Source organism: Flavobacterium sp. 120 (genome assembly GCF_003633605.1).
GTDB classification, from domain to species: Bacteria; Bacteroidota; Bacteroidia; order Flavobacteriales; family Flavobacteriaceae; genus Flavobacterium; species Flavobacterium algoritolerans.
On sequence record NZ_RBKZ01000001.1, the window covers coordinates 1,499,414 to 1,515,789 of the forward strand.

Below are 16,376 nucleotides of genomic sequence, written 5' to 3' on the forward strand. Positions count from 1 at the left end.
AACTTTGCACCATCAAATTAAAAAAGGCAAATCATGACAAAAATATTTATAATCAATGGCGGACAAAAGTTTGGTCATTCCGGAGGACGATTTAATGAAACAATTTCGAACGAAACTTTCAATTTTTTCAAAAAAAACAGCAATTTTGAAGTAAAAACAACCAATATCAATGACGACTATAATCCTGTGGCTGAAGTTGAAAAATTTGTTTGGGCCGATGTAATCATCTATCACACTCCAATATGGTGGTTTCAGTTGCCTCACGGATTTAAAAAATACATTGATGTGGTTTTTACTGAAGGGCATGCCAAGGGAATTTACAAAAGTGACGGACGTTCATCTGAAAATCCAACTATTAATTACGGAACAGGAGGAATGCTTCACGGTAAAAAATATATGGTAACTACTTCTTGGAATGCCCCAAAAGAAGCTTTTACTTTACCGGGAGAATTTTTCAATCAGCACAGTGTGGATGAAGGACCATTATTTGGTTTTCACCGAATGAACGCTTTTACAGGTATGAAGCCGTTACAAAGTATTCATTTTCATGATATTGAAAAAAATGCTGATGTTGTAAATGATCTCAAAGTGTATGAAAACCATTTAACACAATTATTTTTAAATTAATTATGCCAATAAATCTAACCGTTATCCTAAAAAGTAAACCGGAAAGTTGCGAGACATTGAAATCGCTTTTGCTGGATTTAGTTCAAAATTCGACTAAAGAAGCTGCTTGTTTGCAATATGATTTGCATCAAAGTCTTGAAGAGTCAACTATTTTTATTTTTCATGAAGTATGGGAAAATGTGGCTGGATTGAAGCTTCATGATGAGAAATCGTACCTTATTTCTTTTTTCGAAAATGCGAAACCATTGTTACAAGAAGCGCCTATTGTTTATAGAACAGAAAAATTAGCGTAATAATTACGGTGTAATTACTCGATGTAAAAAGAGGAAGAAAAGAATTATAGGTTAACAAAAAGGAGGCGGTGCCTCCTTTTGTCATATAAAATGTTATCGATTGATCAATTTTGCTTTCTCCTTAATAATATCACTGATTTTTCGGTTTTCAATTTTGCTTTCGAGCCAAGAAATAATGTCCAAATAAAGGAAAGCTCTTTTTTCATAAGTATTTTTTTCCAATTCAATAAATCGAGCTCTCATTTTTATAAATTCCTTCTTGATATCTGTTGGATAAATAGAGTTTAAGTTTTTCAAAAATCGAATGATTTCTTTTTGCACTTCATGTAAATCATTCATTTTGATAAGGAATTTATAAGTGTTTTTCAACTGATTTTCCAGGTAATAATCCTTACCTAATTCATAATGAGCAATTAAACACAAAATTCGAGCAAAACACATCAAATCTTCTCGCATCGAAAGATTTTTGTTGTTTATAATTTTCTCTAAATAAAAGATACATTCCGCATATTTTTCGTTCCCAAAATAAATTGAGGCAAATTTATAATAGAACAACATTTCGTGATGCTCATCAAGATGGTCCGTATGAAGTTTTAATTTATTTAATACTTCGGGAATTAAGTATTCGCTTTCGGCAAACGTTCCTTCCAGAATGTGGTAATTCAATTTATTGTTATAAACATATAAGAACGATAGTGACGCAATATTGTCATTCACGGGAAAACGTGGGTCTTTTATGGTATTTTCGAGCAGTGATAAATACTTTTTGAATTTTGATTTGTATTTCAACATGTATAAAGATTCCAATAAATAATGGTTTCCTTTTAAGAAAAATACAGGGTTTAAATAAATCATATTAGGGTTGTCATAAAAAAGCGTCACCCATTTTAAAGAATATTTATAGCAGGAAAGAAAATCCTGTACTAAGAAACTTCGCCATAAATACGCATTATAAAACCAATATTTTTCTCTAAAACCAAACTTTTTATCATCAAATTTAGAAATGTGCTTATTGAAATAGTCGTCTATATAGGTATACTCTTCATCACTTTTTACATAACCGGTTTTAAGCATAATCCCATACAGTTGCAGGGATAAATTAGATAATTTACTGGAAATGGTATTGCGGTAATTTAATTCTTTGGCCTGAATAACCAATTCATCAGCCCGTCCTTGAATACTTCGTGTGATGTATTGTGATTCAATAAGTTTTTCAAATTCTACGATTTCATACGCCATGAGTTTTTCATCATTCTCTAAAGCTAAAATTTTTGTTTTATCCAAAATTTTTAAACTCTGCTTGTATAACCCTTTATTGTACAATATAGCAGCAAAATCAATTTGTTCTCTAAGCTGATATCGAATGTTTTGACTTGGAATATTCAATCGGATGCTCACTAAAATTTGCTTGTACAAATATGATTTAAGATTCGATAATTGCACTTTTTTAATGATACCGCTTTTCAGAATGAGTTTCTCATCATAGATTTCTGATTTGTCTAAAATGTTGAATAATTCGATGAATTTTGTATTGGAACTGGTTTCCAATCGGCTTGCAAAAATCTTAAATTGTCTTTTTTCAGATTTTGAAAGCGATTTTATTAATACAAATAAGAAATCTTTTTGATGGTTAGCCATTGTAAAATATAGTAGCTTAATATGTTGTTTTTTAGTAGCTTACAAAGTTATTATTTGTTTTATAAGCAGTATATTTCATTAAATTGAGTTTTATATTAAAGTAATGAAAGATATTTTTGTTATCAAGATGTGAAATTACATTAAATAAATGAAAATGAATAGAGAGAAAGTTCAAATTTTTGATACCACTTTAAGAGATGGCGAACAGGTCCCAGGATGTAAATTAGATACCAATCAAAAACTCGTTATAGCAAATCGACTGGACGAAATGGGTGTTGACATTATAGAAGCTGGTTTTCCTGTTTCTAGTCCGGGTGATTTTTTATCTGTTTCAGAAATAAGTAAAGTGGTAAAAAATGCAGTTGTCTGCGGATTAACAAGAGCGGTGAAAAATGATATTGATGTTGCTGCAGAAGCTTTAAAACATGCAAAAAGACCTCGTATACATACTGGAATTGGAACTTCTGATTCGCACATAATACACAAGCTAAATACAACTAGAGAAGATATTATTGCCAGAGCAAAATTTGCCGTTTCACACGCTAAATCGTATGTTGAAGATGTTGAATTTTATGCTGAAGATGCAGGTAGAACAGATAATGAATTCTTGGCGCGAGTCTGTGAAGAAGTAATAAAATCAGGTGCTACCGTACTTAATATTCCAGATACAACAGGGTATTGTTTACCAGAAGAATATGGTGCGAAAATTAAGTATTTAAAAGAAAACGTCAAAGGAATTGAAAACGTAATCTTGTCTTGTCACTGTCATAATGATTTAGGAATGGCTACGGCTAATTCAATTGCAGGAGCAGTAAATGGGGCCAGACAAATTGAATGTACCATAAACGGGATAGGTGAAAGAGCAGGAAATACAGCACTTGAAGAAGTGGTGATGATTTTCAAACAACATCCTTATTTGAATTTAGATACTAATATCAATACACGTCAGCTGAATGAAATGAGCCGATTGGTTTCTGAAAGTATGGGAATGATGGTGCAGCCTAATAAAGCGATTGTTGGTGCTAATGCTTTTGCGCACAGCTCCGGAATTCATCAAGATGGTGTGATAAAAAATAGAGCAACTTATGAAATCATGGATCCTTTAGAAGTAGGTGTAAATGAATCATCTATAGTTCTTACAGCCAGAAGTGGTAGAGCAGCATTGGCTTACAGAGCCAAAAAAGTTGGGTACGAACTTACAAAAGTGCAATTAGATGTTGTCTATGTTGAATTTTTAAAGTTTGCTGACATTAAAAAAGAAGTGTTGGATGATGATATTCATCAAATAATTGAAGCTTGTAAAATGAATAAGGAATTAATCCTTAACTAAAATATTTTGATTTCTAATAAAATCTAAATCCTACTATTATGAACTTAAAAATAGCAGTACTTTCAGGAGACGGAATAGGTCCGGAGGTAATCTTACAAGCAAAAAAAGCATTGTATGCAATAGGTGTTGTTTTTGATCATGAGTTTGTTTTTGAAGACGCGCTTATTGGTGCTATTGCTATTGAGAAAACAGGAAATCCTTTACCGGAGCAAACATTGAACCTTTGTTTGAATACTGATGCTATATTGTTTGGAGCCGTTGATGATTCAAAATATGATACCCATTCAGATTCAAAATCACGCCCTATACAAGGATTATTAAAATTGCGACAAGCATTAGGATTGTATGCGAATATAAGACCTATAAAACCATACAATGACTTATTGGATTTATCTCCTTTAAAAAGAAAAATAATTGAAGGAGCTGATTTTATAATTTTCAGAGAAATTTCGGGAGGATCTTATTTCAGTGAAAAAAAGATCAATGAACAAGGCACTTTAGCATCTGATTTATGTGAGTATTCCGAAGAAGAAATTATTCGTATTAGTCATTTAGCTTTTAGAACTGCTCAAAAAAGACAAAAAAAGGTGACTTTGGTAGACAAAGCCAGTATCCTTGAAACGTCAAGATTATGGAGAAAAGTGGTATCAGAAATCGCAGAAGGATATCCTGATGTAACCTTAGATTTTCTTTTTGTTGATAATGCGGCAATGCAAATAATCATTAATCCAAAACAGTTTGACGTCATTTTGACAGAAAATTTATTCGGAGATATTTTATCAGATGAAGCGAGTGTAATTACCGGTTCAATAGGATTATTGCCATCAGCATCTTTAGGAAATTCAAATGCGCTTTTTGAGCCTATTCATGGTTCTTATCCAGAAGCAAAAAGAAAAAACATTGCCAATCCTATTGCTTCAATAGTATCTGCGGCGATGCTTTTGGAACATTTTGGTCTTCATATGGAATCTCAAAAAGTATACGAAGCAGTGCATAAAGCAATCGAATTAAATGTCGTCACGGCAGATTTGAATCCGTATTCAAAATTTGGAACGAATGAAGTGGGAGACTTTATCTCAAATTACATTTTAAGTAAAGACGACTTATATTTTAAAAGTGACAATGTCTACATAGGACAATCGACTATTGTTTAAAAAGCAATAATCAAAATGCATTTAATAATTGAAAATGCATATAATATTGAGGTTATATTTTTTTAGTACTATTTGTTTTTATACTTTTGAAGCAAATAAAAATAAAAAATGCAAATCGTATCTATTATTTCTTCAATTATTAATGTCAATGTGATTATCACATGTGCAGAGGGAATGGTATAGATATAATTAAAAAAATATTTAAAACCTCCCAATTATTTTGGGAGGTTTTTTTTTGGAATAAATTTAAAAAATAGAGAAACAATCATATAATGGAATTAAATAAATACAGCAAAATAATTACGCAAGATGAAACACAACCAGCTTCTCAGGCCATGTTGTACGGAATTGGATTAACTGAAGAAGATCTTAAAAAAGCGCAAATAGGTATTGTGAGTATGGGTTACGATGGAAACCCATGTAATATGCACTTAAACGATTTGGCTAAAGATATTAAGACTGGCGTCTGGGCAGTAGATTTAGTTGGTTTGATTTTTAATACTATTGGTGTCAGTGATGGAATTTCAAATGGTAATGATGGAATGCGTTTTTCTTTAGTTTCCCGTGATGTAATTGCAGATTCTATTGAAACGGTTATGGGAGCACAATGGTATGATGGAATGATTGCTGTTCCGGGTTGTGATAAAAATATGCCAGGAGCGCTAATGGCTATGGGTAGAGTAAATCGCCCTTCTATTATGGTTTATGGAGGATCTATTCACCCAGGAAAATGGAAAGGAGAAGATTTGAATATTGTTTCTGCTTTTGAAGCTTTAGGTAAAAAAATTAGCAATACAATCACTCCCGAAGATTTCAAAGGAGTAATTCAAAATGCTTGTCCAGGTGCAGGTGCTTGCGGTGGAATGTACACAGCGAACACTATGTCATCAGCGATTGAAGCATTAGGGATGAGTTTACCTTACAGTTCTTCTAATCCTGCTTTGAGCCCAGAAAAAAAACAAGAATGTGTTGATGCTGGTAAAGCGATCAGAATATTATTAGAAAAAGATATTAAGCCAAGAGACATTATGACCCGTAAAGCATTCGAAAATGCAATTACAATCGTAGCTGTTTTAGGAGGTTCTACTAATGCGGTTATGCACTTAATTGCAATGGCTCACTCGGTTGGTATTGAATTGACATTGAAAGATTTTCAAGATATTAGTGATAAAACACCTTTATTAGCAGATTTGAAACCAAGTGGAAAATACTTAATGGAAGATTTACACAATGTTGGTGGTGTTCCGGGAGTAATGAAATATTTATTAAAAGTAGGTTTATTGCACGGAGATTGTTTGACTGTAACCGGAAAAACAATTGCAGAAAATTTAGCTTCAGTTCCTGATTTGCATGATGGTCAACAAGTGATTCATGAAATTCAAAATGCTTTAAAAGCAACTGGAAATATTCAAATTTTATACGGAAACATTGCAACAGAAGGTTGTGTGGCTAAAATTAGTGGTAAAGAAGGAGAATTTTTTGAAGGTACAGCTGTAGTTTTTGAAGGTGAAAAAGATGTAATCAGAGGAATCCAAGCTGGTGAAGTAAAACCAGGAAACGTAGTAATCATTCGGTATTGTGGTCCAAAAGGTGGTCCTGGAATGTCTGAAATGTTAAAACCAACTTCTGCTATTATGGGAGCTGGTTTAGGAAATTCAGTTGCTTTGATTACTGACGGACGTTTCTCTGGAGGTTCACACGGTTTTGTGGTAGGTCACGTTACACCAGAAGCGTATGATGGTGGCGGAATTGCTTTAATAGAAAACGGTGATGTGATTTCAATTGATGCTGTAAAAAACACCATTAATATGAAAATATCTGACGAAGAATTTGCAAAACGTAAAGCCAATTGGAAAAAACCGGAATCACCAATTAAACAAGGAGTGTTACTTAAATATATGCGTTCGGTCTCAAGTGCCTCTGAAGGATGTGTAACCGATAAATAATTTTCAAAAAAGAAGGAATAGAAACAAAACAAAATATTTTAAATATATGTTTCTATCTCTAAAAAATAATAAACGTACCCATGGGAACAAATAAAATATCCGGCGCCGAAGCCGTTATAAGATGCTTATTAGAAGAAGGAGTAGATTTGGTTTATGGCTATCCAGGTGGAGCTATAATGCCAGTTTACGACGAATTATATAAATTTCAAGATCAATTACACCACGTTCTAGTTCGTCATGAACAAGGAGCAACTCATGCTGCACAAGGTTTTGCAAGAGCAACAGGAAAAGTAGGAGTTGCAATTGCAACTTCGGGTCCGGGAGCAACAAATTTAGTTACAGGAATTGCAGATGCGCAAATCGATTCGACTCCTATGGTTTGCATCACAGGACAAGTAGGAAAACATTTATTGGGCTCCGATGCGTTTCAAGAAACCGATATCATTGGAATTTCGACTCCGGTAACCAAATGGAATTACCAAATAACTGAAGCTTCAGAAATTCCTGAAATCATTGCAAAAGCATTTTATATTGCCAGATCAGGTCGTCCAGGTCCAGTATTAATTGATATTACAAAAAATGCTCAGTTTGACGAAATTGAATTCAGTTATAAAAAATGTACCAGTATTAGAAGTTACAATCCGAAACCAGTTTTAAATCTTGAAAAGGTTAAGGAAGCGGCAGCATTAATTAATACTGCTAAAAAACCATTTATCATATTTGGTCAAGGAGTAATTCTTAGTGAAGCAGAAGCAGAGTTAAAAGCTTTGGTTGAAAAATCAGGAATTCCGGCTGCTTGGACCATTTTAGGACTTTCGGCAATGCCAACAGACCATCCATTAAATGTAGGAATGGTGGGAATGCACGGAAATTACGGTCCTAATGTTTTGACAAATGAATGTGATGTTTTAATTGCGCTTGGAATGCGTTTTGACGATCGTGTTACAGGAAATTTAGCTACTTATGCGAAACAAGCCAAAGTAATTCATTTTGAAATTGATCCAGCTGAAGTAGATAAGAATGTAAAAACTACTGTAGCAGTTTTGGCCGACTTAAAAGAGTCTTTAACAGCTCTACTTCCTTTAATCGAAAACAACTCTCATGAAGCTTGGCACAATGAATTCAAAGAGAAATATGAAATAGAATTAGAAGCGGTAATCAATGACGAGTTAAAACCAAAGAAAGAAGGAATTTCTATGGGAGAAACGATTGAAATGATTAACAAACATTCTAAAGGAGATGCCATTATGGTTTCGGATGTGGGTCAACACCAAATGTTTGCGTGTCGTTATGCCAAATTCAATTCCACCAAAAGCAATGTAACATCCGGTGGTTTAGGAACTATGGGATTTGCATTACCGGCAGCGATTGGAGCCAAAATGGGAATGCCAAATCGTGAAGTGGTAGCCATTATTGGTGATGGAGGTTTTCAAATGACCATTCAGGAACTAGGAACTATTTTTCAAACTAAAGTTCCAGTGAAAATTGTGGTCTTGAACAATGAATTTTTAGGAATGGTACGTCAGTGGCAACAATTGTTTTTTGACAAAAGATATGCTTCTACAGAAATGATCAATCCTAATTTTATAGCTATTGCTGAAGGCTATTATATTAAATCAAAAAAAGTAACTAAAAGAGAAGATTTAGATGCTGCCGTTGCCGAAATGATGGCTTCAAAAGAATCGTATTTCCTTGAAGTTATGGTAGAAAAAGAAAATAACGTATTCCCAATGATTCCTACAGGAGCATCGGTTTCTGATATAAGATTGAGTTAGAAAAAGTTTAAGGTTTAAGGTTTGAAGTTGTACAACTTTAAACTTTAAACAAAAAAACTTTAAACAAAAAAACATGGAAAATAAAACATTCACCATTTCTGTTTATTCAGAAAACAACGTTGGCTTATTAAATAGAATATCTGGAATATTCTTGAAACGCCATATCAATATTTTGAGTTTAAATGTATCCGAATCTGAAATTGAAAATGTTTCCAGATTTATCATTGTAGTTAATACTACTGAAAAATGGGTGCAAAATATAGTAGGACAAATCGAAAAACAAATCGAAGTCATCAAAGCATTTTATCATATTGACGAAGAAACTATTTTCTTGGAAAATGCACTATTCAAAATTGAATCGAGCTTGCTTTTTGATGAAAAACAAATTCAGAACATAATTAAGGAAAGCCACTCTGAAATAGTTACTGTTGCGAGAGACTTTTTTGTGATTTCAAAATCAGGACAACGTGCTGAAATAGAATCGTTATACGAAAAATTAAAACCTTTTGGAATCATGCAATTTGTTCGTTCCGGAAGAATATCGGTTTCCAAAGCAAAAATGGAGATTTCAACATTATTAGAAGAACTTAAACAGTAGTTCGTTTAATTTTCAATTAGTAAACCTATCAATTATTAAATTTTACAATCATTAAATAATAAAAAATGGCAAATTATTTCAATTCATTACCACTTAGATTACAATTAGAACAATTAGGCGTTTGCGAATTCATGGATCAATCTGAATTTGTAGACGGAATTAAAGCTTTAGCAGGAAAAAAAGTAGTCATTGTAGGATGTGGAGCACAAGGTTTGAACCAAGGTTTGAACATGAGAGATTCTGGTTTAGATATTTCTTATGCATTGCGCGCAGATGCAATTTCAGAAAAAAGAGCTTCGTTTAAAAATGCTTCTGATAATGGTTTCAAAGTGGGAACGTATGAAGAATTAATCCCAACGGCTGATTTGGTTTGTAACCTTACACCAGATAAGCAACATACAGCTGTAGTTACAGCTATTATGCCTTTGATGAAAAACGGTTCAACTTTAGCGTATTCTCACGGTTTTAATATTGTAGAGGAAGGAATGCAAATTCGTAAAGACATCACTGTAATTATGTGTGCGCCAAAATGCCCAGGATCTGAAGTGCGTGAAGAATATAAAAGAGGTTTTGGTGTACCAACTTTAATCGCGGTTCACCCAGAAAATAATCCAAACGGAGAAGGTTTTGAACAAGCAAAAGCGTATGCTGTTGCTACTGGTGGTCACAAAGCTGGAGTATTGAACTCTTCATTTGTAGCCGAAGTAAAATCTGATTTAATGGGAGAACAAACCATTCTTTGTGGAATGTTACAAACAGGTTCTATTTTATGTTTCGATAAAATGGTTGAAAAAGGAATCGAGCCGGCTTATGCTTCAAAATTAATTCAATACGGTTGGGAAACAGTAACTGAAGCCTTGAAACATGGTGGAATTACTAATATGATGGATCGTTTGTCAAATCCTGCAAAAATTGAAGCGTATGAATTAGCAGAAGAATTGAAAGATATCATGCGTCCATTGTTCCAAAAACATCAAGACGACATCATTTCTGGAGAATTTTCAAGAAACATGATGATTGACTGGGACAATAATGATGTTAATTTATTGACTTGGAGAGCTGCAACTGCAGAAACTAATTTTGAAAAAACCGCTCCAACAGCAGCACATATTTCAGAACAAGAATATTTTGACAATGGTGTTTTAATGATTGCCATGGTTAAAGCGGGTGTAGAATTAGCTTTTGAAACAATGACTCAATCAGGAATCATTGAAGAATCAGCGTATTACGAATCTTTACACGAATTGCCTTTGATTGCAAATACTGTAGCAAGAAAAAAATTATATGAAATGAACAGAATCATTTCGGATACAGCGGAATACGGTTGTTATTTATTTGACCATGCTTGTAAACCGTTATTGGCTGATTTCATGAAAACGGTTGATACAAATGTGATAGGAAAACCTTTTTCAACTTCTAATGGAGTAGATAATGCGGTTCTTATTGCTGTAAACAAAAGTATTCGTCAACATCCAATTGAAGAAGTAGGTGAGTGGTTGAGAGAATCAATGACTGCCATGAAAAAAATAGGATAATAAAAAATAGGAATTACCACACAAGAGGGTGTGTTGGGATTAGCTCTATATCATTTGATTTCATAATATTTTGAATTAGTTAAAACTTATTAAAAAGATAAATGGATATGGATGCTTGTACATTCACTTAACTTTAAACGAGCTTAAAGTTGAGTGAAGTAGTCCCTATTAAAAATATTGGGAAGTAGTAGAAATATCCATGTTTATTTTCTAAATAAATCATGCTAAAAGATTAGTAGTAGAATTCCTTGATTGGAACAAAATAGTTTTGGTTGATTATTGTTCAAAAAATCATCGTTTATAGTACTAAAATAATTGTTGTTAAATTTTGTTGATACATGAGGTGAGGTAGATTTAAATCTATCTCGCCTTTTTGTGTTTTACTTATTTTGCCAAAAACAGTAAAAATTAAACAAATTAGTATTAAAAGTGCTTTTTTATTTGGGAATCTATTTTTTTTAGCGAGTATTTATGATTTAAATAATTTTAAGAATAGCGAGAGATTTAATACTTTTATAAAAAATTATAACATGAGCTACTACAAAATTGAAAATTTAGAACAATATTTTAAACATTACAATAAATCAGTTCGTGAACCTAGAAAATTTTGGGGTAAAATAGCAGAAGAAAATTTCACTTGGTACCAACAATGGGATAAAGTTGTCGAATTTAATATGGCTGATGCCGATATCAAATGGTTTACCGAAGCAAAAGTAAATATTGTAAAAAATTGCATTGACAGGCATCTTGCCAAAAGAGGAGAAAAAACAGCAATTATTTTTGAACCAAATGATCCAACAGAAGCTGCACTACATATTACTTATAATGAATTGCACCAACGTGTTTGCAAAATGGCAAACGTATTGCGTGAACAAGGCATAAAAAAAGGAGATAGAGTTTGTATTTATTTACCAATGATTCCTGAATTAGCGGTTTCAGTATTAGCTTGTGCCAGAATTGGAGCGATACATTCGGTTATTTTTGCCGGATTTTCGTCTACAGCTGTAGCCACTCGTATCAACGACAGTGAATGTAAAATGGTTATCACCTCAGATGGTGGTTTCCGCGGTAACAAAACCATTGATTTAAAAGAAATCGTTGATGAAGCATTAGAAAAATGTACTTCTGTAGAAAAAGTTTTAGTAGCCAAAAGAATTCATACCGATATTAATATGAAAGAAGGTCGTGACCAATGGTTGCAACCCCTTTTAGATCAAGCATCTGATAACAATGTTGCTGAAATTATGGATGCCGAAGACCCATTGTTTATACTATACACTTCTGGTTCAACCGGTAAACCAAAAGGAATGGTGCACACTACAGCAGGGTATATGGTGTACACCGCTTATACTTTTAAGAATGTTTTCAATTATGAAGAAAACGATGTTTTTTGGTGTACTGCCGATATTGGTTGGATTACCGGACATTCCTACATTCTTTATGGTCCATTATTAAATGGAGCAACTACAGTAATTTTTGAAGGAGTTCCTTCGTATCCTGACTTTAGCCGTTTTTGGGAAGTAATCGAAAAGCACAAAGTGACACAGTTTTATACTGCACCAACTGCTATTCGTGCTTTGGCAAAAGAAAATATAGAATTTGTACAAAAATATCCATTGAAGTCACTTAAAGTAATCGGATCTGTTGGTGAACCAATAAATGAAGAAGCTTGGCACTGGTACAACGACCACGTTGGTGATAAAAGATGTCCTGTAGTAGATACATGGTGGCAAACAGAAACAGGAGGAATTATGATTTCGCCTTTGGCATTTGTGACACCAACAAAACCTACGTATGCAACTTTACCATTACCGGGAGTTCAACCGGTATTAATGGATGAAAAACGCAATGAAATAGAGGGAAATCAGGTAGTTGGTAGTTTGTGCATTAAGTTTCCATGGCCAGGAATTGCCAGAACTATATGGGGCGATCACCAACGTTATAAAGACACTTATTTCTCTGCTTTTCCAGGTAAATATTTCACTGGTGACGGTGCTTTGCGTGATGAAGTAGGATATTATAGAATTACCGGTCGTGTAGATGATGTGGTAATTGTTTCAGGTCATAATCTTGGAACAGCACCAATAGAAGATGCTATCAATGAGCATCCAGCTGTTGCAGAATCAGCAATTGTAGGTTTCCCGCATGACATAAAAGGTAATGCTTTATATGGTTTTGTTATCCTTAAAGAAACTGGAGAAACAAGAAACAAAGCAAATCTGGCTAATGAAATTAATCAACACATATCAGATCATATTGGACCAATTGCTAAATTAGATAAAATTCAGTTTGTTTCTGGTTTACCAAAAACCCGCTCTGGAAAAATTATGCGAAGAATCCTTAGAAAGATTGCCGAAGGAGATTATTCTAACTTTGGAGATATAACAACTCTTTTAAATCCTGAGATTGTAGAGGAAATAAAAGAAGGAAAATTATAAATTAATTAAAAGCCGTTTGAATAAAACGGCTTTTTTTTTGAACAGAAAATATAAAATTATCGCTTATTTCATATCGAATAATTATGTAAGTTTTATATGAAATAATATAGTTGCTTTCTCAAACAAATCCATAAATTTACTTCTATATGAAAAATAAAGAAGTTTTAATTATTGGAGGTGGTTTAGCAGGATTGACTGCAGCGATTCATTTGTCCAAAATTGGACTTCAGATTACTGTAATTGAAAAAAATGAATTCCCAAAACACAAGGTTTGTGGCGAATATATATCTAACGAGGTCTTACCTTATCTCAATTGGTTGAATTTAAACATAGCCAATTTAAATCCAACAAATATCACACAACTTGAATTTTCAACAGCAAGCGGAAAAACCATTAAAAGTGTTCTGCCTCTTGGCGGTTTCGGAATTAGTCGTTTTGCTTTAGATGAATATTTATATAAAAAAGCACTTGAAAACGGATGTAAAATTCTTCAAGATAACGTTGAAAATATACAATTTGAAGACAATCAATTTATAGTTACTACGGCTAAAAAAACTATTTTAAAATCGAAAATAGTTATTGGTGCATTTGGAAAACGTTCTAACATTGACCAAAAATTAAATAGAGATTTTATTCAAAAAAAATCATATTGGCTAGCTGTTAAGGCTCATTATTCGGGAGATTTTCCAAATAATAGCGTTGGTCTTCATAATTTCAAAGGAGGATATTGTGGTGTTTCTAAAGTCGAAAAGGATATAATTAATATCTGTTATTTATCAGATTACGAGACGTTTAAGCAGTTTAAAAATATAGAGGAATATCAAAAAAGTGTGGTTTCAGAAAACCCATATTTGAAAGTAATTTTCGAAAAAAGTAAATTGCTTTTTGAAAAACCTTTAACCATAAGTCAAATATCTTTTGATAAAAAACAAGCTGTAGAAAATCATATTCTAATGATTGGCGATACAGCAGGACTCATTCATCCATTGTGTGGAAACGGAATGGCAATGGCTATTCATAGTGCCAAAATTGTTTCAGAATTAGTGGAGAAATATTATACCAACGAAATTAAATCTAGAAATGAACTTGAGGAAAAATACATTCAGGAATGGAATTTTAATTTCAAGAAAAGACTAAAAATGGGTCGATTGTTATCGAATCTTTTGCAAAAGCAAAAACTTTCATCAGTATTGATGCGTATATTAATTATATTTCCATTTTTATTATCTAAAATCATAAAAAAAACGCACGGAACCCCAATAACTCTAAATTCATAAATGTTTCTAAATACCAAATTCAGAACCGATACGCTTGAAACGATGGATGATTTTGCCATGGAAGGAGAAATCTTGCGTGATGCATTGGATAAAATAGCTAAAATCAATCAGCTTTTAGGAGGGAACCAGCTAACTTTACAAGGCGTTCAGGATTTGACAAGTAGTATTTCAAAATCAAATGAAATTGTAATTGTAGATGTAGGTTGCGGAAACGGTGATATGTTGCGGACTTTAGCTGATTTTGGATTGAAAAATAAGCTGAAATTCCAGTTAATAGGCATAGATGCCAATAGTTTTACAATTAGTCATGCACAACAATTATCTCAAAAATATCCTAATATTAGCTATCGTTGTGAGGATATATTTGAGACATCATTTAAGGAATTAAAATATGATATTGTACTGTGTACTTTGACATTACATCATTTCAAAGACAAAGAAATTGTTGATTTATTAAACGTATTTTATGCGAATTCAACTATTGGAATTGTTATTAATGATTTACAGCGAAGCGCAATTGCCTATCGATTATTTCAAGCGTTGTGTTTTGTGTTTCGATTGAATGAGATGTCTCGTGAAGACGGATTAACTTCAATTTTAAGAGGTTTTAATAAAGAAGAGTTGATTCGCTTTTCTGAAAAATTAAGTTTTAAGAACTATAAAATTCATTGGAAATGGGCTTTTCGATACCAATGGATAATTTCTAAAATATGAGTGTAAAAATCAAAACCGTAACAAAACAGTTACCAAAATATTCCAGAACAACTGAAGAAATCATTCCTTTTTTGGATGCTTGGCTCGTTGGTCAAGACGAACGTTTCATTAGAAAAGTAAAGAAAATTTTTGAAGGAGCCGCGGTTGATAAACGGTATTCCATCATGGATCCGATTGAAGTATTTACCAAAACTTCTTTTGAGGAAAGAAACGATATTTATGTTCGTGAAGTCATTGATTTAGGCGAAAAAGTGTTAGAAAAAGCGCTAAAAAAAGCCAATTGGAACCCCGAAGATTTAGATTATATCATTACGGTAAGTTGTACCGGAATCATGATTCCGTCACTAGATGCCTATTTGATTAATACATTAAAACTACGTCAGGATATTGTGCGACTTCCAGTTACCGAAATGGGTTGTGCAGCAGGAATTTCAGGAATTATTTATGCTAAAAATTTCTTGCAGGCAAATCCCGGAAAACGGGCTGCCGTAATTGCTGTTGAAAGTCCAACGGCCACATTTCAATTAGATGATTTTTCGATGGCGAATATTGTAAGTGCTGCAATTTTTGGCGATGGAGCGGCTTGCGTTTTACTTTCTTCACATGAAGACGATGAAGGTCCGGAAATTCTAGCGGAGCAGATGTATCATTTCTATGATAATATTCACATGATGGGTTTTAAACTCACCAATTCTGGATTGCAAATGGTTCTGGATATTGAGGTTCCAGAAACGATTGCATCACATTTTCCGGATATTATTCATCCTTTTTTAGAAAAAAACAATCTAAAAATGGAAGATATTGATCATTTAATTTTTCATCCTGGAGGAAAGAAAATTATTCAAACTGTTGAGGGTTTATTTTCTGATTTGGGTAAAAATATAGATGATACTAAAGAAGTTTTGCGTTTGTATGGAAATATGTCAAGCGCAACTGTTTTATATGTTTTGGAAAGAATCATGGACAATCAGCCTAAAAAAGGAGAAAAAGGATTGATGTTGAGTTTTGGTCCGGGTTTTTCAGCACAAAGAGTTTTGCTAAAGTTTTAACA

13 protein-coding genes are annotated in these 16,376 nt (G+C 33.1%); 12 read left to right on the forward strand and 1 reads right to left on the reverse strand.

The genetic code is table 11. The features are described from left to right. The first annotated feature begins 33 nt into the window (after positions 1–33). Together C8C87_RS06420 and C8C87_RS06425 are read left to right on the forward strand one after the other, a co-directional pair. Positions 34–627, forward strand: coding sequence for an NAD(P)H-dependent oxidoreductase (locus tag C8C87_RS06420; protein WP_121342013.1), 594 nt, complete (start codon positions 34–36; stop codon positions 625–627). A 2-nt stretch (positions 628–629) separates the two neighbouring features. Further along, the gene (locus C8C87_RS06425; RefSeq protein ID WP_121342014.1) at positions 630–920 is read left to right on the forward strand and encodes a putative quinol monooxygenase; all 291 of its coding nucleotides are present in this window, start codon (positions 630–632) and stop codon (positions 918–920) included. Positions 921–1,013: 93 nt separating this feature from the next. Here the strand turns inward: C8C87_RS06425 and C8C87_RS06430 are convergent, their stop codons facing one another. Then, positions 1,014–2,558 (reverse strand): hypothetical protein, encoded by a 1,545-nt coding sequence (locus C8C87_RS06430; RefSeq protein ID WP_121342015.1) that lies wholly within the window; start codon positions 2,556–2,558, stop codon positions 1,014–1,016. Between the two features lie 154 nt (positions 2,559–2,712). Here C8C87_RS06430 and C8C87_RS06435 point away from each other — a divergent pair, with 154 nt between their 5' ends. From C8C87_RS06435 to C8C87_RS06480, 10 genes are all read left to right on the forward strand, one after another. Continuing rightward, the gene (locus C8C87_RS06435) at positions 2,713–3,888 is read left to right on the forward strand and encodes a 2-isopropylmalate synthase (RefSeq protein WP_099716341.1); all 1,176 of its coding nucleotides are present in this window, start codon (positions 2,713–2,715) and stop codon (positions 3,886–3,888) included. Positions 3,889–3,926: 38 nt separating this feature from the next. Next, complete coding sequence (leuB, locus tag C8C87_RS06440; RefSeq protein WP_099715561.1) at positions 3,927–5,042, forward strand: 3-isopropylmalate dehydrogenase; 1,116 nt, start codon at positions 3,927–3,929, stop codon at positions 5,040–5,042. A 272-nt stretch (positions 5,043–5,314) separates the two neighbouring features. Continuing rightward, on the forward strand, positions 5,315–6,988 hold the full coding sequence (gene ilvD, locus C8C87_RS06445; protein ID WP_099715560.1) for a dihydroxy-acid dehydratase: 1,674 nt from the start codon (positions 5,315–5,317) through the stop codon (positions 6,986–6,988). A gap of 80 nt (positions 6,989–7,068) precedes the next feature. Continuing rightward, positions 7,069–8,763, forward strand: a complete 1,695-nt coding sequence (ilvB, locus tag C8C87_RS06450; protein WP_099715559.1) for a biosynthetic-type acetolactate synthase large subunit — start codon at positions 7,069–7,071, stop codon at positions 8,761–8,763. 73 nt (positions 8,764–8,836) lie between these two features. Beyond that, entirely contained in the window at positions 8,837–9,361 is a 525-nt protein-coding gene (gene ilvN / locus C8C87_RS06455; RefSeq protein ID WP_099715558.1) for an acetolactate synthase small subunit, read from the forward strand. Between the two features lie 65 nt (positions 9,362–9,426). Beyond that, entirely contained in the window at positions 9,427–10,896 is a 1,470-nt protein-coding gene (ilvC, locus tag C8C87_RS06460) for a ketol-acid reductoisomerase (RefSeq protein WP_121342016.1), read from the forward strand. A gap of 530 nt (positions 10,897–11,426) precedes the next feature. Beyond that, complete coding sequence (gene acs, locus C8C87_RS06465) at positions 11,427–13,334, forward strand: acetate--CoA ligase (protein ID WP_099716340.1); 1,908 nt, start codon at positions 11,427–11,429, stop codon at positions 13,332–13,334. A gap of 146 nt (positions 13,335–13,480) precedes the next feature. Next, entirely contained in the window at positions 13,481–14,611 is a 1,131-nt protein-coding gene (locus C8C87_RS06470; protein WP_121342017.1) for an NAD(P)/FAD-dependent oxidoreductase, read from the forward strand. Continuing rightward, entirely contained in the window at positions 14,612–15,325 is a 714-nt protein-coding gene (locus C8C87_RS06475) for a methyltransferase domain-containing protein (protein ID WP_121342018.1), read from the forward strand. Continuing rightward, entirely contained in the window at positions 15,322–16,374 is a 1,053-nt protein-coding gene (locus tag C8C87_RS06480) for a type III polyketide synthase (protein ID WP_121342019.1), read from the forward strand. Before C8C87_RS06475 ends, C8C87_RS06480 begins: the two co-directional genes overlap by 4 nt. Positions 16,375–16,376: the final 2 nt, after the last annotated feature.